23 protein-coding genes are annotated in these 24,175 nt (G+C 61.6%); 14 read left to right on the forward strand and 9 right to left on the reverse strand.

Going from position 1 to position 24,175, the window contains the following annotated elements:
* Positions 1–2: 2 nt before the first annotated feature.
* On the forward strand, positions 3–707 hold the full coding sequence (locus tag AB7Z56_RS20355) for an ABC transporter ATP-binding protein (RefSeq protein WP_028153958.1): 705 nt from the start codon (positions 3–5) through the stop codon (positions 705–707).
* Between the two features lie 130 nt (positions 708–837).
* Here AB7Z56_RS20355 and AB7Z56_RS20360 read toward each other — a convergent pair whose 3' ends face one another.
* Complete coding sequence (locus tag AB7Z56_RS20360; protein ID WP_283016674.1) at positions 838–1,917, reverse strand: zinc-binding alcohol dehydrogenase family protein; 1,080 nt, start codon at positions 1,915–1,917, stop codon at positions 838–840.
* Positions 1,918–2,026: 109 nt separating this feature from the next.
* Between AB7Z56_RS20360 and AB7Z56_RS20365 the strand changes: the two genes are divergently transcribed.
* Positions 2,027–2,806 (forward strand): helix-turn-helix transcriptional regulator, encoded by a 780-nt coding sequence (locus AB7Z56_RS20365; RefSeq protein WP_283016673.1) that lies wholly within the window; start codon positions 2,027–2,029, stop codon positions 2,804–2,806.
* A gap of 83 nt (positions 2,807–2,889) precedes the next feature.
* On the opposite strand, the gene AB7Z56_RS20370 is transcribed toward AB7Z56_RS20365, so the two are convergent.
* Both AB7Z56_RS20370 and AB7Z56_RS20375 read right to left on the reverse strand, forming a co-directional pair.
* Complete coding sequence (locus AB7Z56_RS20370) at positions 2,890–3,189, reverse strand: hypothetical protein (RefSeq protein WP_063983013.1); 300 nt, start codon at positions 3,187–3,189, stop codon at positions 2,890–2,892.
* 206 nt (positions 3,190–3,395) lie between these two features.
* Entirely contained in the window at positions 3,396–4,829 is a 1,434-nt protein-coding gene (locus tag AB7Z56_RS20375) for a DUF1254 domain-containing protein (protein ID WP_283016672.1), read from the reverse strand.
* Between the two features lie 982 nt (positions 4,830–5,811).
* On the opposite strand from AB7Z56_RS20375, the gene AB7Z56_RS20380 reads away from it, so the two are divergent.
* From AB7Z56_RS20380 to AB7Z56_RS20395, 4 genes are all read left to right on the forward strand, one after another.
* Entirely contained in the window at positions 5,812–6,477 is a 666-nt protein-coding gene (locus AB7Z56_RS20380) for a hypothetical protein (RefSeq protein ID WP_283016671.1), read from the forward strand.
* Positions 6,478–6,671: 194 nt separating this feature from the next.
* On the forward strand, positions 6,672–7,133 hold the full coding sequence (locus AB7Z56_RS20385; protein ID WP_283016670.1) for a YybH family protein: 462 nt from the start codon (positions 6,672–6,674) through the stop codon (positions 7,131–7,133).
* A gap of 61 nt (positions 7,134–7,194) precedes the next feature.
* Positions 7,195–7,710 (forward strand): hypothetical protein, encoded by a 516-nt coding sequence (locus tag AB7Z56_RS20390; RefSeq protein WP_354077680.1) that lies wholly within the window; start codon positions 7,195–7,197, stop codon positions 7,708–7,710.
* A 330-nt stretch (positions 7,711–8,040) separates the two neighbouring features.
* Positions 8,041–8,634, forward strand: a complete 594-nt coding sequence (locus tag AB7Z56_RS20395; protein WP_283016668.1) for a DUF6647 family protein — start codon at positions 8,041–8,043, stop codon at positions 8,632–8,634.
* 327 nt (positions 8,635–8,961) lie between these two features.
* On the opposite strand, the gene AB7Z56_RS20400 is transcribed toward AB7Z56_RS20395, so the two are convergent.
* Positions 8,962–9,963, reverse strand: a complete 1,002-nt coding sequence (locus AB7Z56_RS20400; protein WP_283016667.1) for a Bug family tripartite tricarboxylate transporter substrate binding protein — start codon at positions 9,961–9,963, stop codon at positions 8,962–8,964.
* Between the two features lie 287 nt (positions 9,964–10,250).
* Between AB7Z56_RS20400 and AB7Z56_RS20405 the strand changes: the two genes are divergently transcribed.
* On the forward strand, positions 10,251–11,864 hold the full coding sequence (locus AB7Z56_RS20405; RefSeq protein WP_283016666.1) for a winged helix-turn-helix domain-containing tetratricopeptide repeat protein: 1,614 nt from the start codon (positions 10,251–10,253) through the stop codon (positions 11,862–11,864).
* A 51-nt stretch (positions 11,865–11,915) separates the two neighbouring features.
* Here AB7Z56_RS20405 and AB7Z56_RS20410 read toward each other — a convergent pair whose 3' ends face one another.
* A complete protein-coding gene (locus AB7Z56_RS20410; protein WP_283016665.1) occupies positions 11,916–13,187 on the reverse strand; it encodes a hypothetical protein in 1,272 nt (423 codons plus the stop codon).
* A 138-nt stretch (positions 13,188–13,325) separates the two neighbouring features.
* Positions 13,326–14,735 (reverse strand): MocR-like pyridoxine biosynthesis transcription factor PdxR, encoded by a 1,410-nt coding sequence (gene pdxR, locus AB7Z56_RS20415; RefSeq protein WP_283016664.1) that lies wholly within the window; start codon positions 14,733–14,735, stop codon positions 13,326–13,328.
* 109 nt (positions 14,736–14,844) lie between these two features.
* Between pdxR and AB7Z56_RS20420 the strand changes: the two genes are divergently transcribed.
* Positions 14,845–15,306, forward strand: coding sequence for a carboxymuconolactone decarboxylase family protein (locus tag AB7Z56_RS20420; protein ID WP_259257335.1), 462 nt, complete (start codon positions 14,845–14,847; stop codon positions 15,304–15,306).
* A 50-nt stretch (positions 15,307–15,356) separates the two neighbouring features.
* Positions 15,357–15,995, forward strand: coding sequence for an HD domain-containing protein (locus AB7Z56_RS20425; RefSeq protein ID WP_166341989.1), 639 nt, complete (start codon positions 15,357–15,359; stop codon positions 15,993–15,995).
* 8 nt (positions 15,996–16,003) lie between these two features.
* Here AB7Z56_RS20425 and AB7Z56_RS20430 read toward each other — a convergent pair whose 3' ends face one another.
* On the reverse strand, positions 16,004–17,305 hold the full coding sequence (locus AB7Z56_RS20430; RefSeq protein ID WP_283016663.1) for an MFS transporter: 1,302 nt from the start codon (positions 17,303–17,305) through the stop codon (positions 16,004–16,006).
* 666 nt (positions 17,306–17,971) lie between these two features.
* Between AB7Z56_RS20430 and AB7Z56_RS20435 the strand changes: the two genes are divergently transcribed.
* The 4 genes from AB7Z56_RS20435 (at position 17,972) to AB7Z56_RS20450 (ending at position 22,095) form a co-directional block, all read left to right on the forward strand.
* Positions 17,972–19,849, forward strand: a complete 1,878-nt coding sequence (locus AB7Z56_RS20435; RefSeq protein WP_441256406.1) for an adenylate/guanylate cyclase domain-containing protein — start codon at positions 17,972–17,974, stop codon at positions 19,847–19,849.
* A gap of 49 nt (positions 19,850–19,898) precedes the next feature.
* On the forward strand, positions 19,899–20,741 hold the full coding sequence (locus tag AB7Z56_RS20440; protein ID WP_155795172.1) for a phosphatase PAP2 family protein: 843 nt from the start codon (positions 19,899–19,901) through the stop codon (positions 20,739–20,741).
* A gap of 113 nt (positions 20,742–20,854) precedes the next feature.
* Positions 20,855–21,415, forward strand: a complete 561-nt coding sequence (locus tag AB7Z56_RS20445; protein WP_071913450.1) for a papain-like cysteine protease family protein — start codon at positions 20,855–20,857, stop codon at positions 21,413–21,415.
* A 29-nt stretch (positions 21,416–21,444) separates the two neighbouring features.
* Positions 21,445–22,095, forward strand: a complete 651-nt coding sequence (locus tag AB7Z56_RS20450) for a hypothetical protein (protein WP_283016661.1) — start codon at positions 21,445–21,447, stop codon at positions 22,093–22,095.
* 89 nt (positions 22,096–22,184) lie between these two features.
* Here the strand turns inward: AB7Z56_RS20450 and AB7Z56_RS20455 are convergent, their stop codons facing one another.
* Positions 22,185–22,439: a DUF3551 domain-containing protein gene (locus tag AB7Z56_RS20455; RefSeq protein ID WP_135213820.1), complete on the reverse strand. Its 255-nt coding sequence runs from the start codon at positions 22,437–22,439 to the stop codon at positions 22,185–22,187.
* Position 22,440: 1 nt separating this feature from the next.
* Positions 22,441–22,761, reverse strand: coding sequence for a DUF3551 domain-containing protein (locus tag AB7Z56_RS20460; protein WP_063986338.1), 321 nt, complete (start codon positions 22,759–22,761; stop codon positions 22,441–22,443).
* A 254-nt stretch (positions 22,762–23,015) separates the two neighbouring features.
* Between AB7Z56_RS20460 and AB7Z56_RS20465 the strand changes: the two genes are divergently transcribed.
* On the forward strand, positions 23,016–23,735 hold the full coding sequence (locus AB7Z56_RS20465; protein ID WP_071913456.1) for an outer membrane protein: 720 nt from the start codon (positions 23,016–23,018) through the stop codon (positions 23,733–23,735).
* Positions 23,736–24,175: the final 440 nt, after the last annotated feature.

Consider the following 24,175-nt stretch of genomic DNA (forward strand, 5'->3'; position numbering starts at 1 on the left):
TGATGGAGAGCCAGCAGGGGGCGGAAGATGTACCGGTCATTTATCTCCACGAGATAAAGCGGCAGTACTTGCAGGGCGAGGTGCCGCTGACGATCCTCGACAACGCCAAGCTCGCGCTGTGGGCCGGGCAATCGGTGGCGCTGGTCGCACCGTCGGGCTCGGGCAAATCGACGTTGCTGCACATCGCAGGGCTGCTTGAGGCGCCCGATTCCGGCGAGGTCTACGTCAACGGCGCGCCGACCTCGCAGCTGCCCGACATCGAGCGTACCCAGCTCCGCCGCACCGATATCGGCTTCGTCTACCAGTCGCACCGGCTGCTGCCGGAGTTCTCGGCGCTCGAGAACGTGATGATGCCGCAGATGATCCGCGGCCTGAAGAAGTCGGAGAGCGTCAAGCGCGCCAAGGAGATCCTTGGCTATCTCGGCCTCGGCGACCGCATCACCCATCGGCCCGCGGAACTGTCGGGCGGCGAGCAGCAGCGCGTCGCGATTGCGCGCGCGGTCGCCAACGCGCCGCGCGTGCTGTTCGCGGACGAGCCGACCGGCAACCTCGATCCGCACACGGCCGATCACGTCTTCCAGGCCCTGATGCAGCTGGTCAAGGCGACCAAGGTCTCCATGCTGATCGCGACCCACAACATGGAGCTCGCCGGCCGCATGGACCGGCGCGTGTCGCTGTCGAACGGCCAGGTCGTCGAGCTCGAATAATAAAAACTGCGAAAATAACCCCATGCACAGTAGCCGGCCCGGGCCGGCTGCGATCGGGGTGACGCCTTTCAGCCATTTGACATGTCGGACCTATCGGCTGCGACGGCGCATCGCCGCAGCGGAGGGGCCGTTACGGCCTGATCACCGTCAATTTGAACGGTCCCGCATTGGCCGCGGCGTGTTCCACCGCCTCGTTGACGTGGTCGAGGTCGAAATCCGTCGTCGCGTATTCGTCGAGCCGCAACAATCCCGCGCGCACCAGTGCGATCAGGCGGCTCGCTGCATCCGGCGGATACATCCAGACGCCGTGGATGCTGATGCAGTTGCGCATGATCCAGGGGTAGGGCAGATCGAGGCCCGCGCCGCCCGCCATGCCGACGCCGCCCATCAGCACGACGCGGCCGTAAGCGCGTACCGTCATGATCGCCGCGCGTACGACGGTCGTGCTGACCGAGGGCGGCATGATGTCGAACACGCAATCGATCGGCCCCGGTGCGGCGCGCTTCATGCTTTCGCAGTCGTCGCTCTCGTTGCCGGTGAGTTTCACCGGCTTCACCCGATCGCCGAAGCGGCGGACGAGGTCGGCCAAAATCCTGTCGTTGCGACCGGGCGCGACCACGCAGGCCGCGCCCATCGCAAGCGCGACCGAGACGGCCGCGCTGCCGAAATTGCCGGTGGCGCCGCTTACCAGCACGGTCTCGCCGGGCTGAAGGTTGGCGGCGAGGAAGCCGCCATAGGGCACCAGCAGCGTGCCCAGCGCGCACCATTGCGTGGCTTCCGCGGACGTGATCGCGCCAAGCCGCTTCACATTCTCGGTCGGCACGCGCATCCGCTCGGCATAGGAGCCGTGGCGAAAATGCCGTTGCAGACGCATACCGCCGGGGCCGGCGGCCGTGAGCCCTTGCAGGGCGATATCGGGCGCCACGATGTCATCGCGCGAACGCACCGTCGGGTCGCAGAACACCCAGTCGCCAACGGCGAGCTTGGTCGCGTCCGGGCCGATCGCGCGCACCCGGCCGATGCCGCCGGGACCCGGGATGATCGGCAGGTCGAGCGCGTAGTTTCGTTCGCCGCTGAAAACCTCGTTCATGTAGGACAGGACGCGCGTGGCGACGACGTCGACGATGACCTCGCCGGTGCCGAGCACCGGCTCCGGCACATTCTCGATCACCAGCGGCGATCCGAAGGATTTGAGTATTGCAGCTTTCATGATGTTCACCTCAAAGTCGGGTGAAAAGGCATATGCGCCGCCCTGGAAAGGTCAGGAAGGCCTGGTATTATCCTAGTATTACAAGGGCCCTCTATCGGAGCACAACATCATGGCCGACCCGCGCCGCATCGAATTCGGCGACTTCCTGCGGTCCCGCCGCGAAAAGCTGACGCCGAAGACGGTCGGTCTTCCCACGGGCAGCCGCCGGCGCACCGCGGGCCTGCGCCGCGAGGAGGTCGCCCAGCTCGCCGGCATCGGTGTCGACTGGTACATCCGTCTCGAGCAGGGCCGCACCGTCAGCCCCTCGATCACCACCGTCGATGCGTTGGCGCGCGCACTTCGCCTCAGCAAGACCGAGCACGCGCACCTGAAGGCCCTGGCGCGCGACGGCGACAGGCGCACCTTCACGCGCGAGATCGTGCCGCCGCCGATCCTGCGGCTGATCGAGAGCCTGCCGCATCCGGCCTATATCACCGGGCGGCGCTGGGACGTGCTGGCCTGGAACGAGGCCGCCGAGCAGGTCTTTGCGTTCGGCCGGTTGCCGGAGGAGGATCGCAACACGATGCTCCTGATGATGACCAACAAGCAGACGCGCAAGGCTTACGGCGCGGGCTGGGCGGAGGTCGCCAAGCGCATGGTCGCGATGTTTCGCGCCACCCACGACGTCTGGGCCGGCGATCCCGCCTTTGCGGAGTTGCTGACACGGCTGCGGCAGGGCAGCCCGGAATTCGTCAAATGGTGGGAAGCCCACGAGATACGCAGCACCGCCTCGGGCCTCAAGACGATGTCTCATCCAACTCTGGGCGTGCTCCATTTCGAGCACACGAGTTTTCAGGCCAACGACGATCCCGCGCTGAAGCTCGTGATCTATACGCCGGTCGGGGCGTAGAACGCAGTCATCAGATCGGGAAGGCCACCGGCATATGTCCGGCGGCCTCCGCGCTTATTGTGGTTTGCGGGGCGGCGCCCCGACTAGAGATCGATGCTGACGGCGATGTTGCGGCCCTGCAGTTCGGCAATCTTCATTCCATCAGCCTGCAGCTGCGCGAACTCCGGGTCCTTTGCCACGGCCTCCTGCACCTTGCCGTAGACTTCCCAATTGGAGTAGCGCGTCGTAACCAGCAACTCTCCTGCCCAGTGACCGGTGTGGAAACGGGAGAGCCGAAGAAACTCGGCACCGTGTTTTTCAAAGATTTTCTTCGCCTGCCGGATGATCTGGACCGTTTCCTCGACCTTGTCGGTTTTGAAGCGAGTAAATTGAACGATCGGCATGGGCTACCTCCATAGCTGTGTAAACTGTCCAAGAGGCATGTATCGAGCGACGTTTGAGGAGCGAACCTCCCGTTCGATCTCGATGAAGGTTCGTCTTCGGCGGCGTGATCCTGGTTCAGGCTTCGCGAGCGGAATCAACTCTGCCCCTTCTCGGGCGCTTTAAATGCGCCGCGCGTGCCTTGCCCAGCCGGGCTCCCTTGGCATTGTCATTGCTGCCGGCCAACGGTTTCACTATCGACCCGCTTGATGGCGGGTGGATTCCACACGCCGGTCAATGCCTCCGACTTTGGCGCATAAAGACGCATGGTGAGGTTGAACGGGCTTTTGTGCGCGGGCAGCCAGTTGGCTTCGCGATCGCCGCCCGGATTGTCATTCTGGACGTAGAGCGTGAGCGATCCGTCGGCGTCGCGCTTGAACGGCATCCAGCTGCTCACCGCAAAGCGATTGAGTGGATTGGCAACCTGGAAGCCTTCATCGTCATACAGGGTGATTGACCAGAATGCCTCGACCGGCGGCACCGCGTCCTTGGCAAAGCGGACGATGTATTTGTTTGCGCCGTCGAGCGGCTTGCCGTTTTCATCGCCAACACTGTTCGGGTAGATCGCGTCCTCCGGCAGATTAGCGCCGAGTCCGAGCTGCGCGACGATCGCGCGCTTCAAGTAGTAGTTCCCGTAAACGCCCATCGTGTCCGTGTTCATGGACCAGTGATTTGCGACGCGTGCCAGCGTTGGGATTTTCCATGCCATCAGTTTTTGCGCCTGAGCCGGCGCATCCTCGATAGCTTTCCGTACCGTGGCATCGGCTTTGGTCATATCGAAGTTCTTGCCCGGTTCGAGACCTATCCGCGCCATGCGCGCGATGATCGGCTCATCTGTGATGTGTGGCGGGTGGACTTTGGATAGCTCCGCCGCATAGGCAAAAAACTTATCGCCTGCCATCGTGTCGACTTGCAGCTTCGGCGGCGTCTTGACGTCAACGTTGGGATCGATGGTCTGTGTCACGGCGACCGGGGGCTTACCCCATCCAGATAGCGGTGTGATCTTGTACCCCTTCTGTACCTCGTGAACCGCAGCATAGTCGGCAGGACCATCGGTCTTGGTGCGGCCGATGATCCAGACATAAGGCGTCGGCGCGTCGATACGCGCGAAGCCCGCCGGCACGTTTCCGTTCCAGCCCGGCGGCACGACCAGGAAATTCGCTGCCTTGGTGCCTGTCGTACGCCATCCCGGCGACGCGAACACATCGGTCCACATGTCGAGCATCGGCAGCAGGTAGTAGCGGCCACCGGTATCAGGAACCGAAACGACCATGGGTTCGCGGGTTAGGTCGAGCCAGGCGCTCGAATACAGCGTGTCGAAATTGGGCCGCACCACCGCCTTCATGTCTGCGGTCGGGTAGGCCTGGATATTGTCGAACGTGTTGGGAGGGCCGCCTATTGCCGCAGTTTTGGGATCGGAATTGATGAGCTGCTTGCGCGTCAGGTCCATCGTCACAAGCGGATAGAAGTAAACATACGCCTCTGCAGCGATCGCTTGTGCCTCTTCCGCAGAAATCGATTGAGCGGCGCTCGGGGTCGATGTCGATACGATGAGACTCAAACCCGACAGGATCGCAGCAAGCGACAACAGATGCTTTTGCATAAGGGTACTCCTGAAAATTCGCTGCATTGGCCGAGTGGGGCGATGTAGTGCCCCACTGCGGGTGTTTTCCTATCTCCTTCCAACTCAGGCAAAGGAGGATGAGCCAGCTAAGCGGCGAAGCCCCGCGTTCTGGTTGATCTAGATCAAGGGACGTCCGCCGACGGGTCACGAGCGGCGTTGCTCTGACGGATCGCTGCGCTCCGCTTGGCCCTCAAAAGCGGACGCCAGGCGATCTTGAGCCGACGCCCGAGACCGGCGTTTAGATGACGAGCTTCAGCGCCGGATCGTCATTGGATTGCAACCTCGTGTGCTCGAAATGGAGCAGCTCTTCATCCGATGATTCATCGTCTTGAGGTCGGACGCTGACGATGTGAGCCCATCTGCCGAGAATAGCTCGATGAATACTCCGGCGTCTGCGCGCGGTCGATTGTGATAGGCACAGGGATCGTCACGTTGCCCGGTGAAATACGGAGTGGCGATGCGGGCGAGGGCGCGGCCGACGGACGCGCGATGGCGCGATCGCGCGATTGTCGCCGATGAGCTTGCGGCGAACAGTCGCGGCTTGTGACCTATGACAAACGACTGCGGCCTCAGAGTGGTGTTCGCGGCGAAGCGCGATCGAGTGATCGCAATGCACGCTGGTGGGCGGAGTTGCTGATTGTACCGAGGGACTCGTGGTGCTACGTTTGAGCACGTCATTCCGTTTCGGTTTGATGCGGCGGGCGATCGGGCTTACGGACCGCCGCCCGTTTATTTGAAGTTGGAATAGTTGAGCCAATCGTGTCCCGCCTCCGGCCCCCCTTTTGAGTGCGGTCGGACGATGTTTTTCATTGGCCTCCGTTCTTCCCATTGACTCGGAGGCGGGCTTTTTTCAGTTGAATTTTGCAGTAAGTCGATCTTCGACATGTGCATACTGACAAGCCACGCGGATCGTGCCGCACCACATCACCATCTGAACGCGAGGTGGGGCAGCCATTGCTTGATGGTTGCATTGCTCTGTGCCGCTTCCTTGTTTCAGTTCGCGCCCAGGGCGTGGGGACAATGCTCGGCGCGCGACGTGTTACAGAATCAACTGAAACTCGGCAAAGTTCGTGCAGTTGATTTGCCGCAAAAACTCATCGGGTCCGCCCGCGACGTTCCGACTTGGAAGACGATTGCGGTCGGCACTTTTGGCAACTCCTTCGCGTTGCGCAATGCATTGGATGCCGTGGGTTGCAATATCGGCGGGTTGGCCGCGGAAGTTCTCGCTCGACCGGCATTTACCGTCAGTTCTAACAAGATGGACGTGGAGCTTTTGGCGGTATCCGCGGTCCAGCTCGGCTTTAAAACCGATAGCGTGCCTCTGGCCGTCGTTTACGCGCGGGCCCGGCAACTTGGCTTTGAACTTGCGGCAGCGGAGGTCGGTCCGCAATTGCGCCTTCAATATCTCGATCAGCCCATGGGTGAATTCCTCATCGTGGGAATGCAGCCGATCAAGACGTGGAGCGGAGAGCCCGTGGTTCTCAACGTGGCAAATGGCGGAGCCGGATTGATCCTGATCGGCCAGGACGGCCGAGATGACGCTGAAATACCGGCGACCTCCCGTTTTCTTTTCGTGCGGCCGCCTGACCTTAGCGGCGGAATCGCGGCCGCTCTGCTGCCACCATGAAGACGAACAACCAAGTTTCGAGCAGCGCTGACTGCGGAGAAAAATTCCTTGCGTCAGATCAAGGGAGACTTCCTGTCCATGGAGAACAACGAGGCTGCCGGCTCAAGTGCAGCGGCGTCGGGAGTTCACGGGGATGGAGGCAGGCCTCGTCTCAAGTCTCGTCTGGAGCGGCGTCAACAGTAGGGAGTGACATCATGCGCGGATTCGGAGCTGTTTGTATCTCGCTGTTACTATCGGCAATTCCTGCGACTGCGTCAGATCAAAATCTCAAGGAAGAACTTGGAAAGATAGGTTCAGCATACGAGCAGTACTTCAGCAACAAGGACGCTGCCGGGATTACTTCGCTTTACACCAAGAACTATATGCGTGTGACGGAAGACGGCGTCGTGGACAATGCCAGATACTATGAGAACGCTTTCAAGGCGGGAGTTAGTCGCCTCGAGGTCAAGACGACCGAGGTTCAGTCATTGTCAGAAAGCATGGCTCTGGTCACCGGCGAATCTCGCATTACCGGCAACAGCGAGACAGGCGCTCCTATAGACTTCACCGTTGTTTGGACCGCTCTCGATGTTCGTGAAGACGGGCAATGGAAGATTCGCATGCTCACGTCGGTCCCCAAACCGCCGCCGCCCCAGCCGCAGCAGGCCGCAAAATAACTCAAGGCATAGCCTGCTCTGCCCGCAATCGTTCTCTGCGCCACCTCAAAGGGAGTCAACGATGGCCATTTTGCACGCAAGCCTCGCATTGCTTTCAGTCGCATCGGTTCTGGCAACGACGAGTGTCCAGGCTCAGAGCATGCCGCCGGAGGGCCCCGTCTCGGTCATATTCACCGCGACGCCGATTCCTGCTCCCAAGCCGATGGCGATCGGCGGCGGCAGAGAATTTGCTGTCATGAACCAAGCCATGGCAGCCTCAAACGAGGCGGGAAATCCTGTACTCAACAACATGGGTGGACGTTGTCAGCTCAGCCGCCTGACGGATCCGTCTGCGAAGACCGCCGAAATTCACGGGTTCTGTACTTACGTCGACAAGGACGGCGACCAGTTGTTCGAGCAATGCGACTGGATGCCCGCATCCCCCAACAATTGCAACATAACGGGTGGGACCGGCAAATTCGAAGGTCTCCAGGCCGCGCTCGTCGTCACCATCGACCCTCTCAAGAGCAACTTCGATGGCATCAGTCAGGTCATTGGCCACAAGAAGGGGACGTACAAGTTCGTCAAGACGAACTAGGTTCGTTTCCAGCAGCCGCGAACGGCCTCGATTGCTGCAGTTCGGGATGCCGAAGGCAGCAACGTCTTCTGAACGGTTTGCCCGGCGCCCACGTCCGCTACCACGCCCTAGCGACGTGGTTCCGTCGTCTGCTGAACGGCCGGCCGGTGTCCCGGTGAAGTACGAGGCACGCCGCTCGCCCGCATGTTCGGTGACCGGCGGCGTTGTGAGTTCTTTGGGTGTGAATGGGTTCACAACGACATGGCCAGGCGAATGCTATGTTCCAGCCATTCAATTGCCGACTGATTTTTTGAAGAGTGTCTTTTTCGGACAGCCTCTGAGGAGAGGGTCATGTTCAAGCAATTCCTCTTGGTCGCGGCGATAGCCTCCCTAACGTTAGCCACATCCTCTAAAGCCGATTGCGAATATGCTTTGGAGCGCGGCGCGTCCGCCGAGTCGCGTTCGGTTTCGTTGCATTCTGATGCAGCTCAACTTGCGGAAGCCCTGTTGGATGACATTGTGACTTGGCTCTCATCGAATTTCGACCTGCCTGCCATCAAGCAGCGTCCCGTCGTTGAATTTGCGTCGAAGATGGAGCTTGCGAGGTTGCGTGCAAGGGACCGTACTTCTTCGCAAGGCTTCATGGAAAGCGATGGGCAACTAGCTCAGCGCGAGGTCGTTGCACTTTACGACAACGAGACGAGAACGATCCTGCTTCCTGATGATTGGGGCGGCACTTCGCCAGCCGATCAATCGGTCCTGGTACACGAAATGGTCCATCACCTTCAGAATGTTGGAGGGCTCAAATTTGTCTGCCCACAGGCGCGAGAGAAGTTGGCCTACCTGGCTCAGGATAAATGGCTGGAGCGGTTCGGGCTTAGCCTGGAGAACGAGTTCGACGTCGACATGTTCACGGTGCTGATTACTTCAGCATGCATGTATTGAGTGTGACCGGTCGATCCAAGTCGCTGTCGAACGGTTGCCTTTCCAAAGGAGCGCAAAGCCAAGCTCATCTCGTACGTACCAACAAGATCTTCAGCGGATTTGATTGATGGCCAGACTCTTGGCGGTCCTCGCAATTGCATTGGCGATCCTGGCGATGGCTCGGGGGCAGCAGAATCAGTTTGTACCGCTGCCGACAGGACTAATGCCAGCGGTGCTTGTTCCCTGAGTTCTCTTGAGGTGACGGGTTCATCCATTCAGCCGGTGGCGCACAGGTCCGCTCGTGGCCCGCGGCGATCTGCAAGGCGGACGGGCGCCGGCATCCGCACGCTATTCAGGCGTCAGCCCCAATGCCTTCACGGCAGCCAACAAAGGAGGCGTTTCGCTGTCGTACAGCTTTCTGAACGCGACATGTCCTTGAGCGGACTCATCGATGCCGTACGAGTCGAGCAGCTTCTGTATCTTGTCGGTCTTGCCAGCTTCTACCATCAGGCCGGAAACACGCTCCACGATGTCCTGCGGCATGCCGATGGGACCGGCAAGAAAGACGTAACCGGTCATAGCAAAGAGCTCGGACTCGGCACCCTGCTCGAAGAATGTGGGAACGTCGGGAAGCTTTCTGCTCCGCGTCCTCGTCTGCACGGCGATTGCCCTCCCAACTCCGGATTCCAGCGCGTTGACGGCATTGGCGTAACTCCCCATCGCCGCCTGGAGCACGCCGGCCGCGAGGTCCTGCCACATCGGCGCTTCGCCGCGGTAGTGCACGGCTTTCATCTGCAGCCCGTACTGCTTGTTGAGCTCTGCAACGACGATATGAGGGTAGGAGCCTGCGCCGAAGGTCCCGACGTTGGTCACGTTCCTGCGGGCGTATTCGACGAACTCCTTTAAATTGGTGGCGTTGGTCGCCTTATAGGCGACCAATGGCAGATATCCTGCCGACATGCTGGAAATGAGCGCGAAGTCCTTGTCGGCGTCGTATGGCAAAGTCTTAAATAGCACGCGGCTTTGCACCAGAGTTGCGGTGATGGCGAGGAGTAACGTGTAACCGTCCGGTGGCGATTGCTTCACGGCTGCTGCAGCGATCGAACCGCTGGCACCCGCCTTATTCTCAACTATCACCGGCTGGCCGAGCTTCTGGGAGAGGTATTCGCCGTAGACGCGCGCGAGGGTGTCCGCAAGTCCGCCGGCGGGATAGGCGCAAACAATCTTGATCGGCCGGGAGGGCCAGGTCTGCGTCCACCCGCTATCATGATACGACAAAGCGATGGTGGCTGCGCCGGTTGCGATGAAGGCGCGGCGCGTGATCTTCAATGCCATCACGGTCTCCATCATGTTTGTATTCCGAGGACGCGCGTCGTGGCGTTGCTGCCAGTCCTTCAAGCGGACGGCCCTACGTTGAATCCTGAGCCGCTGCTCGGGGCACTGCTGCGCGGTACGGCAAGCCGTTGGTCGTGCTCATGGATTGCTTCCTGAGCAAATTGTGCCGTCCCGAGGATGGTAGCAGGCCATGGGCGGGCGCTCTTGACATTCTGCTTACATTCTCTTCACCGCCGGCTTATTCTTGCGCTGCAACCGGCGCGAGAGTTCGACGGGGGAAAGCCACCCAGGGAATTGCCAGCTTGCGGTATCTCTTCGACGAGTACGCATTCGACACCGACCTTCGCGAGCTTTACCGCGGGGCGCACGTGGTCTCGGTTGCGCCGCAGGTGTTCGACCTGCTCGACTACCTGATCCGCAACAGGGAACGGGTCGTAAGCAAGGACGACCTCATCAAGACCATCTGGAACGGCCGTGTCGTGTCCGATGCGGCACTGACGACGCGGCTGAACGTCGCTCGGAGTGTGATTGGCGATTCCGGCGAAAAACAGCGTCTCATCAAAACCCTGCAGCGCAAGGGCTTCCGTTTCGTTGGAACGGTGCAGGAAGTGCAGAGGTCCGCAGACGCGGCGCCCACAGCCGATTCTGGTGAACAGTTTCAGGGTACCGCTGATCCAGATCGGTCCGATGCCGCGACAGTTGCGATGTCGATTCCTGCGCCACGCCTTTCCATCGTCGTACTGCCGTTCGCGAACTTCGGAGGCGATCCCGAGCAGGACTATTTCGTTGATGGCGTGACCGACAGCCTGACCACGGACCTTTCGCGCATCAGTGGCTCATTCGTGATCGCGCGTAACACCGCTTTCACCTTCAAAGGCAAAGCCGTCGATGTAAAGCAAGTCGGACGCGAGTTGAAAGTCCGCTATGTGCTCGAAGGTTCCGTGCAACGAGGCGGCAATCGGCTTCGGGTGAATGTTCAGCTGATCGATGCCGAAACCGGCAATCACCTATGGGCCGAGAGGTTCGAGAAACCCGTCGCCGACCTGTTCGACATGCAGGACGAGATCGTATCGCGGCTCGCAAACACGCTAAATGCCCAGCTCATTCAGGTTGAAGCGCGGCGAGCGGAACGTTCAACCCATCCCGATGCAATGGACCTGTATTTCCAGGGCTGGGCTTACGAGAACAATGGGACGACCCCGCAATACATGACGCAAGCGCAGGCCTTTTTCGACCGCGCCCTGGCACTCGATCCCGACAATATCGAGGCGCTGGTCGGCTCGGCGCGGGTTGAAGCGGCGCTTGGGGCCAATCTTGTCACCGACGACTGGAAAGCGCACTTGGCGGCGGCCGAGGCAGCCTCAACCAAGGCTCTGTCCCTTGCGCCAAACCATGCTCGGGCCCGTAGCATCCTGGGTCTGGTCCAATCATTTAGCAACCCGGCCCGAGCCATCGCTGAATGCGAGCGGGCGTTGGCACTGGATCACAATTTGGCCGACGCTCATGCCTTCATCGGTCTCGCCAAGTTTTTTCTCGGTCGCAGTAGCGAGACCGAGGCCCATATCCGCGAGGCGCTTCGCCTCTCTCCTCGCGATTCCTACGCCTACCGGTGGTTCATGTTTGTCGGTCTCGCCAAATTGTTTCTCGGCGCCGACGTGGAAGCGGTTGCCTGGCTGCGCCGGAGCATCGAGGCCAACCGAAATCATCCCCTCCCGCATTACTATCTCGCCGCTGCGCTGTCGCTGCTCGGCTCACCGGACGAGGCGCGGGCCGCCGCACAGGCCGGCCTTGTGCTCAATCCGACCTTCACTCTCCGCCGCTACCGGGGCCGCGTGACGAGCGACCATCCGGCTTATCTCGCCGGGCGCGAGCGTGTGTATGAGGGCATGCGCATGGCCGGGGTGCCGGAGGGATGAACGGCAGGAGGTTGCCGGTGCGCGCCCAACAAGGATCGGGCGCTCCTGCGCTTACGGCGACGGCACGGCCGAGGGCGGCGCGGTGACGTTCGGCAGCGGAGTTGCTGGCCAAGGGCTTGCCGGCCAGGGACCTTTCGGCTTGGCGTCGACCGACGAGCACGCCGCCGCAAGCTGCGTCCGCATCGACGCCAGGCCCGTCAGGTCGATGTCGAATTTCGCGACGTCCACCTTTTCGTCCGGCATCGGCGTGGTCCGCCGGACATGGAGGGAGCGGGACGCGATGATCGCCTTGACCATGTCAGGGTCGATGCTGCCGCTCCACATCTCGTACTTCGCGGCTCGCACCGGAAACCCGCCGGCCTCCTGGTCCTTGTCGGAGTCCGCCGTCATCATGATCGTACTTTTGCCGACGCTCGCCTCGTCGATCTCGCCCGCGAACAGCAGCGGCACGCGATTCCTGGTTTCGCAAAACATGCGCCACTCCATCGTCCGGAACGAAGAGCCGCTTTCCTTCTTCATCACCGCGATCTTGCTGATGAACGGCCGCGTTGCCTTCTCCAGCCTCCACATCCCTTCGGCAAACGGTCGCGTGTCGATTCCGAAACGATAGAGCTCGGCTCGCGTCAGCATATGTAGGTTTTCGAACTTCACGATACGGATGAGACCGTCGAGCGCGCGGCTGATCCCCATCGCCGCGATGAACGCAGCGCGGTCGCGGTCGGCGTTCGCGATCCGGCGCTGCCTGTATTCCGCGACCGCCTGCGGCGCCGGATGCCCGTGAAAGACGAGGACCAGCCTGGAGTTATGGACCGCCAGGGCGGCGTCGGGAGCGACCTCGCGTGATGTCGCGCCGAGAAACAGGTAACCGCAGGCCGAGTTGCACATCGCATGGTAGGTCGTGAGCTCCGCCTCGACCTCGCCGCCTGCGGCCTTGGTCTTCAGGCATGCGGCGTCCACCTGTGTGCCGGCGGCGCACGCCGTCGCGATCGTCCGACCGACCCGCGCGACCGCCTTGCGACTGCGCAGCAGCCGGCCGATGACGTAGGACTGCTCCACGTTCTTGCCGGGCGAATGAAGGTAGATCGGACGCTGGGTGTCCTTGACGCCGGCCAGGAAGCGGCGAATGCGCTGGCTTGCGTCCCCATCGATCTCGCCCTCGATGGCGATCCAGCGGTCGCAGCCCGGCCCGCACGCGTCCGGTGCCCCCTTGGCAAGATAGATCGTCAGCCTATGCGCAAATCCGGGATTTTCGGCCGGCGTTTCCTCGGCATGCAGCGCGCATGGAAGCAGCATGGCCACGAGAAACAAAATACGGGCAAGCATGTAACGACTGGGCCACGCGCGGTGAGGATAGACGTCGATGTTACATGATGATCGGCGCGCTTACAACTTTCGGTGGCATGCCGGCCCGCGTTTATTCGGCCGGGCGGCACATCGTGCTGTCTCGAAATACAGCGTTCGTCACGTCAGACGATCGATGATTTCGAAGAGCCTCTCGCAGGAAGCCTCGATCCGCTTTTGCGGAGATGTGGCGATACCCAGCAACAGACCGGGGCGCGCCGAAGCCGTTGACGCATACCACAGCGACAGCGGGGTAGGCGCCAGTCCGAACGATGCCGCTTCCCTGGCGATGGCGAGATCGGGCGCTCCATCCGGCAGCCGCAGGACCGCTGCCAATCCGGCAAGCGCAACGTTCGCGGTGCGCGTCCGAAGCTGTTTCAGCAATGCATCGCCTTGCGCGGCGTAGACCCGCTTCGTGCGCCGGAGATGCCGCAGATAATGGCCCTCGCTCATGAAATCGGCGGTCGCGAGCTGCACCGCGGGCCCGGGCGCCGGTGCGAGGCAAGCCGCGGCTTCGGCAAATCGCGCCGCCAGAGCCGCCGGTGCAACGACAAAGCCGAGCCGCAAGGCAGGGGTCACGGTCTTGCTGAAAGAGCCGATGTGGATGACGCGGCCCGCGCGATCGAGCGAGGCAAGCGCCGGCGTGGCCCGGCCCTTGAGCTGAAGCTCGCTGAGATAGTCATCCTCGATCACCCACGCCTTGCGTCGGGTGGCCCAGTCGAGCAGGCGCGAACGCCTCGTCAGCGACAATGTGGATCCGAGTGGCGCCTGCTGTCCGGGCGTCACGACAACCAGCGCCGCGTCGGGAGCATGTTTCACGCCGTAATCGACATCGATGCCGTCAGCGTCGACCGGGATCGGCGCGATCGACAGTCTTGCAAGCGCGAGACCGTGCCGCGTGAAGGGAAAGCCCGGATTCTCCACCCAGACCTTCGTCTTTGGCTCGGGGCCGAGGACACGGAGCGCCAATCCGAGGCCGCCGCTGAAACCACTGGTGATGATGATCTGCGACGGCGCGCACGCGATCCCGCGCGCCAGCGCAAGGTAGGCTGCGATCTCGCGCCGCAAGTCGAGCTCGCCGCGCGGATCCGGATAGATCGCCGGCGCGCTCATTTCGGCGCGAACCGCCTGCGCGCGCATCCTTGAGAGCAGCGTCGCAGGAAAGGTCTCTTGCGCAGGCACGCCCATCTGGAAAATTGCCGGCCCCGCCGTGAGCTCCTGGTACATCTCCATGAACGAGCCGGGAGCCGGGGCTTTGTCCTTGCGAACGGGAAAGGACGGCCGATCCGCGACATGCGTGCCGGTCGCGCGTGACGCGACAATCAGTTGGGCGGAGGACAGCTTTTCATACGCCGCGCGCACAGTGCCCCGCGCGACGCCAAGCTGGGCTGCCAGATCCTGCCAGGAGGGCAGGCGCGCTCCGGGTGCGAGCACGCCGTTCTCGATGGCGGCCCTGATGCCCCCATGGATCTGCTCGGCCAGCGGCGTCTTCGCAGATCGATCCAGTTCGAGCCGCAGCGGTTTGGTCATGCCCCTTGGTACACGATTTTCGTGCATTCTTGGTGCTTTTTTGTGGACCAGGGCAGGGCCATTTATGGCGGAGACAAGGGCCGGGCATTGATCATCAAGGAGCAGGACAATGACAGGGCGTCTCGACTACGACCGTATCGCGCCGGCGGGTGTGAAAGCGCTGGGCGGCGTGTACGGCTACATCATGCAGAGCAATCTTCCTGCGGGGTTGATCAACCTCGTCTATCTGCGCGTATCCCAGATCAACAACTGCGCCTACTGCCTCGACATGCATATGCGCGATCTGCTCAAGAGCGGGGTGAAGATCGAAAAGCTCGCTCTGCTGCAGGCGTGGGAGGAAGCCGGCAATCTGTTCGACGCGCGCGAGCGCGCCGCCCTCGCATGGGCCGAAACGGTGACCCGCGTCGCGGATACCGGCGTGCCGGATCAGGCCTATGAAGCCGCGCGCGGGGTCTTCGAGGAGCGCGAACTCGTCGATCTCACCATCGCGATCGGCCTGATGAACACGTATAATCGTATGGCGATCAGCTTCCGTAAGACGCCGCAGGCCGCCGTCGAGAAGACAGCCTGACGGGCCACGAACGGCATCGGCCGACGTCAATGCAAGGCAGGAGTTAGAAAATGACGAGCGTGATTTCCGGCGTGAAAATTCCCGACAGCAAGCTGGCGCGCGAGGCCGCCGAGCTGGTGCGCAGCTACGAAGACGAGATGCTGTTCAACCATTCGGTCCGCGTCTACGTGTTCGGCGCGATGAAGGGGCTGCGTCAGAAGCTGAAATTCGATTCCGAGTTGCTTTATGTCGCGGCGCTGTTTCACGACCTCGGCCTGGTCGATCACTACCACACCGAAACAAAGCGATTTGAGGTCGACGGTGCCGACGCCGCGCGGGACTTTCTCCGGGCACGCGGCATCGCCGAGCCGCAGGCCGATCTGGTCTGGGAGGCGATTGCGCTGCACACCACACCCGGTATTCCGGAATATATGAGACCGGAAATCGCCCTCACGAGGGCAGGAGTTGTGGTGGACGTCGGGGCCGTTGGATATGACGAGTACACGCCGGAGCAGCGCGATCAGGTGATCGCTGCGTTCCCGCGCGGCGATTTCAAGAACGAGTTTCTGAAGGTGCAGACCTGCTCAGCGCTGAAGAAGCCGCAGACGACATTCGGGACCGTCAATTTCGACTATATCCAGGATCACGATCCCAGCTTCCACAAGCCAAACGTGTGTACGCGCATCCGCAACACGCCCTGGCAAAGCTGAGCTGCCGCTCAAGCCACCGGGTCGCTCGCGCGGCTGCGGTGATCCGGCGCCAGCGGCGGCGCCGCGCGCGCGGGCGCGTTCGCCGGCGGAGCGGCGTGCCTGCTCGCGGTGACCGCGACCGGTACAGACCTGGCGTCGCGCCAGGCGACGATCCAGATCAGGAAGCCGAGCAGTGCGAGCACGGCGCCGACCGGGCCGGTGGAGGTCCAGCCGAGCCCCTCGCGAATGGCGATGCCACCCAGGAACGGGCCGAGAGCATTGGCGGTGTTGAACGCCGAATGGTTCAGCGCAGCAGCGAGCGCCTGCGCGTCTCCCGCGACGTCCATCAGCCGCGTCTGCAGGACGGCGCCGAGCGAGACGCTGGCGCCGATCGCGAAGACGTCGGCCGCGAGCAGCCAGGGATTGCCGGCGGCAAGCGGAAACAGCAGCAGCGCGACCGCGGCGAACAGCAGGATGACGCCTGCCGTCGGCATCAAGGCACGGTCGGCAAAGCGCGGCACGAACAGATTGCCGAGCGTGGCGCCGATGCCGAACACGGCGAGGAAGAACGGGATGACCGCGGTGCTGACCTTGGTGACCTCGATCAGCGTCGTCGCGAGATATGTATAGACGGCGAACATGCCGCCAAAGCCGATGGCGCCGATCGCCAGCGTGATCCAGATGCGGCCGTTTCGGAGCGCACCGAGCTCGCGCAGCGGGTCGGACCGGCCGGCCGCATCGCGCGGCGCGAACAGGGCGCACAGCACGACCGTGATCAACGCCAGCACCGACACGAAGCCAAAACTCGCGCGCCAGCCGACCGCCTGGCCGATCAGATTGGCCAGGGGCACGCCGATGATCGTGGCAGAGGTCAGGCCGAGCATCACCTGGCCGATCGCCTGCGAACGGCGGTGCTGCGGAACGAGCGAGGCCGCGACCAGCGCGGCGATGCCGAAATAGGCACCATGCGGCAATCCCGACAGAAATCGCGCCGCGATCATCCAGCCGAAGCCCGGCGCGAGCGCGGTGAGCGCGTTGCCGAGCGCGAACACGGCCATCAGGGCCAGCAACTGGGTGCGCCGGGCGAACCGCGCGCCAAGCACGGCGATCAGCGGCGCGCCCAGCACCACGCCGAGCGCGTAGGCACTGATCGCGTGCCCCGCGGTCGGCTCGTCGATCCCGAGGTCGGCAGCGAAGAACGGCAGCAAGCTCATCGATGCGAATTCGGTGGTTCCGATCGCAAAGCCACCCATCGCGAGCGAGAACAGGACGATGGCGAGGTGAGGGGGCGCTGAGGCGCGGGGCGAGGTCGCGTGAGGCGAGGTCGTCATGTGTCCTGCATTGGTGGCGTCAACGGGAATCAGCCCAGCGAACGTCGCCACCCCTGCAAGATTTGTCGTCGTACTTAAACCCGCACCAGCCCGCGTCAACATCGGAGGCGCGATGCAAGGCATGCCGCATATCAGCGTCCCGATTTAAGTGTGGCGCCATCTGGACGCGTCGCGCATGAGGCCTGTGGCCTCATCGGTGCGCTTCGGCCTTCCCGCGACCTTCGCTATCCACTCTACAGATGGGGTCGACACGCCTGAGGGCAAAACAGTTGCATAGCTGCAGCAAAGTGTATTGGCGGTTGAAGCGGTCGGCGCGACCTTTTGCCATCGCGCCCGGCGCGAGGGCTTCCATGTCGGGGCCCGGCGCAAGTGGAAATTCGCGAATGCTGTCGAAATTCAAAAGGAATACATAAGGAATTCAAAAGGAATTCGAAAGGTAGAGTGCATTGATTGGGTGCCTTATTCCAGTGCGAGCCGCTCATCGCCAAGATGAGGTAATCCGAAGAACCCCTTTTACTCTCCGCCGCGACTTGTTGTGGCGCTGCCGCTCCAAGCCATTCGGGTGATTTTGGTAGCGCCTCAACCGAATTGCGTTTAGCGTGTTGCAGATTGGTTCAACGACGAGACTCTGCTCGGCAAGAGGCTTTATTCGCCGCTGAGGGATCAATGAAGTCGGAGCCTACGAGCGTCCCCCCGTCGTCGCCGAACACCGCCAACGACAGTGGTGCGAGGTTGGTTGGTGCTGCCGAACAGGACTTTAATTCCCAAGTCGGTACGATCCTCGAATTCGAAAGACCTTTCCGCGCCGTCCTCGTGGCGGACGTCGTCAGCTATACCAGACTTATGGAAGCTGCTGAGGTCGAGACGCATAGTCGCTATCGGGCTCTTCGCGTGAGCGTCATCGATCCCGCCTTGATCGGTCGACGAGGCGAGATCGTGAAGAACACCGGCGACGGCTTCGTCGCGGTGTTCGAGAGCCCGCTCGATGCCCTTCGCTGTGCCTCCGAGTTGCAGCGTGAAGTCACCGGGCTTGAAACCTTGCAACCTCCCGAGCGCCGCATAGCCTTTCGCATCGGCGTCCATTGGGAGCCTGTCATCTTTGATCTGAACGATGTCTACGGCCATGGCGTCAATATCGCAGCACGCTTGCAGTCTGTCGCTCCCGCGGGCGGCGTTGTGGTGTCGTCGGCCCTTTTGCGAGTAGTCGCCGATCTGAGCGAATTCAAGTTTGACGACCTGGGTGAGCTTCATCTCAAGAACCTGTCGCGGCCGGTTCATGCCTTTCTCCTGCTCTCGCCGGGAGTGGACCGCCGCACGGTGATCGGCGCTTCCACCAAATCCTCGAGACGAACCAAACTGCCCTCGATCGCCGTTCTTCCGTTTGCGAACAGCTCTTCGGAGGTCGACGACAGCTATTTTGCCGAAGGCTTCGTCGAAGACATCATTGTCAGCCTGAGTAATATTCAGGAGCTTCTGGTGGTGTCTCGCGGGTCGACGATGCCGTTTCGTCAGCGCGAGATCGATCCCGTCGAAATCGGCGAGAAGCTTGGCGTTCGCTATTACGTCAGCGGTCACGTTCGCCGATCGGGCAAGCGATTCCGGTTTTCGGTTGAGCTGGTCGATGTAGCGACTGGCTCCGTGGTGTGGGCCGAGAAATACGACACGGACCTCGCGGACGTTTTCGAAGTCCAGGACGAGATCGCCATTGGTGTCGTTGAGAAGATCGCCGCCTATGTGCGTCGCGCGGAGATCAAGCGGGCGCTGCGAAAGCCGCCGAAGAGCCTCAATGCGTATGACTATCTCCTGCGGGCGCTTGAGCTGCTCTACAAATTCGATTTCGCGAGCTTCTCGCGCGCCAAAGGGCTGCTCGAGAAAGCCAGCGAGGAAGACCCCGAATACGCGGCGCCGTACGCGTTCGCTGCGAAGTGGCACAATTTCAAGATCGCGGAGGGGTGGTCGTCGGATTTCGATGCGGATTCGGCCGACGTGATCCGGCTGTCCAATTGTGCCATCGAAAGAGACCCGCAAAATGCTCTCGCGCTCGCGATACAGGGGCACGGCAAGAGCATGTTCTTTCGTGACTACGACAGCGGATTGGACCTGTGTGAGCGGGCTCTTGCCATATCCCCCAGCAATTCGTGGGCATGGGTGTTCGGGAGCGGGACCCCCGGGTTCATCGGCGATGCTTCAACAGGAATTGCCCGTGCGGAGCGCGCCATCCGGCATTCACCACTTGGCCAACAGGCCTTTTTCAATTTCTGCCTGCTCGGCCAAAATCATTATCTGAACGGAACGTTTGACGATGCCATTCGCTGGTCGAAGAAGTCTTTGACCCTCAGCCCGCGTTTTGGAAACGCCGCGCGCGTCCTCGCCGCAAGCCTCGTCGCGGTTGGTCGCCTGGAGGAAGCGCGGCAGGTTTCGCAGCACCATAAGAACATCCTGCCCGGCTTCAGAGTATCGGACTATGCGCGCCGTTGTCCGTTCAAGGAGCCCCAGGGGTCTTTGTATGTCGAGCGATTAGGAGCAGCTGGGTTGCCGGATTGATGGGGCCAGGAGCCCGGTTCAAATTATTAGCCCCTCGATGGAGAGCACAATGCCTGGTGTTGCAGGAGGAGGCGGTGGCGGCGGTGGCGGTGGCGGCGGCGGTGGCGGTGGCGGTGGCGGAGGCGGAGGCGGCGGTGGTGGCGGAAACGGCGCAGTCAGCGGCGGTTACGTTGGTGGTGGAATTCCCCCGCGTCCTTTCCCGATCTTCGAGAGTTTCGTCGGAGTCCTGCCCGGTAGCTTGAATTACGGGGCGACATTCCCGCTGTCTGCCTGGCGCCCTGACTTTTTTGCCCAGATCGCATTGCTCGAATTTGCCAAGACCGATTGGCAAACCATCACTGTCGCCGGCCCGCCAACGGATCACGATGTGATTTTCGGCGAGATCGATGAACTGCTTGGGGCGTCGATGGATCGTCGCAAGAGGTTGGCAGATGAGATCGTCGATCAGGACGTGAGGCTTGTCGGCTATTTTGCGCAGGTCCTCATGCTTTCGCCGTCGGCGCATCCAAATACGATCAAGATTCTGGAGATGGCCGATCATGTTGGGCTGATGGTCGCCGTCTACTACAAGCTCAGGTTCAATCGCGGTCGGCCGCAACAGGTGTGTCCGGCGCTTTTCCCGATGGTCGCGTCGCCCTGGCACGCCTCCTATCCGAGCGGACATTCGCTGGAGAGTCACCTGATGGCACTGGCGCTGGGAGAGATTATCCCCGGTGCGAAGAGTGCACTGAGGGCGCTGGCCGCGCGGATCGGGAAGAATCGCGAGATCGCTGGCGTCCACTACCCGAGTGACACGGCTGCCGGGAAGGCCATTGCTGAAGCCGTGTTTCCGTACCTCCAGCAATGCAGCACCTTCCATGCGGTGACCGAGGCGGCAAAACAAGAGCATTGAACAGTGCCTAATGCCGCAGCCGAGATCGCATCCTTGGATTTTGCAAGGATGCGCTCCGCACGGCCACAAGGAATTGAAGTTGGACCAATCGATCTCAACCACGAGGTATTGCAATGGGTGTGGAAGAAATTTCCGTCATCGAAAGGACACGGATTCAGTTGGCGCCAGATTTCACGATGCAACATCAGTGTCACATCAATTGGTGCTGGGCCGCCGTCGCTTCCAGCATCTCGCGCTATTACGACGAGACCAGTACTTTCACGCAGTGCCGCATCGCCGACCTTGAATTGAACCGGCATGATTGCTGTGATTTCCCTTGCGGCACGCCGGGCCTGGAATTCGATGTGACGCATTCTCTCGGATCACCGCTCAACCGAGTCCGCTGCCTCGCCGTGTTGGCCCTCGACCAACGAGCGACACGAATGGAGGTGCAGCAGGAGATCAGTGCAGGGCGACCCATTTGTGTTCGCACGGTCTGGTCGGGAGACGAAGATGAGGAGGGACCGGCGCACTTCGTCGCGATCGTCGGATATCTGGAGGATACCGACAGCCTGGTCATCGAGGATCCCCTTTTCGGCCTAACACCGGAGATCCAGTTTGATCGATTTTGCTCAAACTATCAGGACGCCAAAGGTGTCTGGACGGACACTTACTTCACCAAGGCCCCGGTCTAGAACCTCGCCACCGTGAAAGGAGAGAAAAGATGGCAATTCATCCCAGCGATCCTCCGGCGGCTGCGGTCGTAGCTGTGAAGCGAGCGGTGGCCAGCCGGGTGGGCAACCCGAAATTCCCGCGATCAAGGCTTTCCACTGCCAAGCGCGACGCGGTCTTCATTTCCCTGCCGCATCGCATTGCCTATCTGGCTTTTGGCAAGATCCGCCGCGCAGACAAACTCAGAGCGGCTGCGAAGCTAGGCAATTGGAGATTTCTTGTGATTGAAGCGAAGCGGCGCACCGCCGCTGATGATGGTGGAGGAGAGGAACAGGAGCCGATCGCTGCTGCGACAATCGTGAAGTCGGCAGCGACGACGTATGAGACGACGTATGAACTGGGTGACCTGAACGAAGGGCCGTTTGTGGCAGCGACGTCGGAGGCGATCCGTCGTGCCGAGAAGCTTCCTGAAGTTCGGGAAGGACGCTTCGAGGCTTTCCTGCTCACCGTGCCGGCGGTCCATGTGACAGCGCTCTGGCTGCAAGATTATCAAGATTGTCATGGCGATGCGGACCTGCTGCTGACGTTACCGCCCTCGGACCAGGCCTTGGAGCCGTATCGGCCGATGGCGTCGGCTGCGTTCTTGGCTGTCGTGCAAGACCTCGCTCGGAAAGTAACTTCCGAATACGCGACGAGGGGGTGAGCGGGCAATGTCGGCGGGATGGAAAAGCTCGCAAGTGCGTTAAGCTCGTAAGGGCGTCAAAGTTGGCAAGTCCCGGCATGGGAGCACGCCTAGTCGGCCTGCTTCGGCCGCCGGGGAGCCTTTGACCGCTTCTGCGGAAAGTACGGGTTCACGGCGCAGCTCGCGGAGCGGCCGACGGCGAGAAATCTGCACTGTTCGAGCGAAGTGTAGCGGCAGTCGAAATAGCCGACCGGGCCGTAGATCTGCATGCAGACGGGATAGCTGGGATCGTAGGTCTGCGCGTGCGCCGGCACGCCCGAGAAGAGCAGGCCGGTGGCGACGAGCACGAAGCGGGCGCTGCGCATCTCAGCGCGGTGGGTAGTAGCCGGGTGAATAGCCCGGTGTCTGGGCGCGCGGACGATTCTGATAGGCGTAGGGATCGTCGCTCTGGCCCGTGAAATACGGATTCGCGATGCAGGTCAGCGCGCGGCCCGACGAGCTTGCCTGACACTGTGCGTAACTGTCGAACGTGCAATTGCTCAGCCCCGGCCATTCCTGGCCGGTCAGGCAGAACGCGTGATGCGTGCCGAATGCGCGTGCGGGCGTGCTTGCACTCAGCGTGAGCGCGAATGTGGCGATTGCGAGCGAAAATGTGGCGACAATGGGGAGGGCAATCTGTCTGCGCATCTCAATCTCCAATCACACAATCGTGCGTGCATCAGATGTCCAGGCACAGATGCAACATACGTCGTGTAGTCGACATTGGAACTCATGAAAACCCTTGTTTCAAAGGGTTTCGCGCGCGCGCTGCTAAACATTCATTAACGCAGCACAGCCCTTTGGCCCCGACTGTTGCGTCGGGGTTACAGCAATTCCGTCGAGCGCTGATATGACGGCCCTACGGCCCGGGGGCCTAACGACGAAACTGGAACGGGAATCAAATGAACAAGAATCTGTTGCTTGCTGCTGTGAGCCTTGTCGCGCTGAGCGCGACTGCGCCGGCGCTGGCTGCTGACCTCGCTGCGCGGCCTTACACCAAGGCGCCTGCGATGATCGCGACCGTCTATGACTGGAGCGGCTTCTACATCGGCATCAACGGCGGCGGCGGTTCGTCGCACGCGACCTGGGATTTCGTTGGCGTGGGTCGCGAAGGCTCGCACGATGCGACCGGCGGCACGGTCGGTGGTCAGATCGGCTATCGCTGGCAGTCCGGCCAGTGGGTGTTCGGCGTGGAAGGCCAGGGCAACTGGGCCGATTTCTCGGGCGACAACAACAGCGCGCTGTTCGCCTCCCGCAACCGCACCAAGATCGATGCGTTTGGCCTGATCACCGGTCAGGTTGGCTACGCCTGGAACAACGTCCTGGTCTACGTCAAGGGCGGTGCGGCTGTGGTCAGCAACAAGTACGAGATCTCCAGCACGGCGGGCGCGCTGCTCTCCTCGTCCAGCGACAGCCGCTGGGGTGGCACGGTCGGTGCCGGCCTCGAGTACGGCTTCGCGCCGAACTGGTCGGTTGGCGTCGAGTACAACCACATCTTCCTGTCCGACAAGGACGTGACCTTCGCTGGCTTCGCCGGCTCGGAGCGCATCCGCCAGGACGTCGACATGGGTCTCGTCCGCCTGAACTACAAGTTCGGCGGCCCGATGATCGGTCGCTACTGAGACTGGTCGCTCATTTCGAGCGATCGTCGAAAAGCCCCGGCCTTGCGCCGGGGCTTTTTTGTTGCGTGAATTCAGCGAGTTAACCATCACTTTTCGAGAGAGCTCACACGGCTTGACTCTCTAGAACGAAATGAGAACAATGTTCTTCATACGTTCTGGTGATGGAGCAAGCCATGTTCAGGATTTTCGTGGAAGAAGCCGCCGCACTCGCCTCGATCTCGCTGTTCGTCGGGATGATCGCAATCTGGGCGCAGGTGATTCCGCAGCTCTAGGCCGCGGCTCGCCAGATCCCCTCAGTACCCCCAGGTCATGCCCTTGGGGAAAAGCGGGACGACGCGGCCGATCGGCCGCTCCGGCGTGGACTCTGAAGCGGTGACGCCCCACCATTGTGAGGCGAGTCGGCTGGGTGGGCGGAAGATGTCCTCATGATCCCCCTGGAG

Source organism: Bradyrhizobium sp. 482_C4_N1_8, from assembly GCF_052075965.1.
GTDB lineage: Bacteria > Pseudomonadota > Alphaproteobacteria > Rhizobiales > Xanthobacteraceae > Bradyrhizobium > Bradyrhizobium barranii.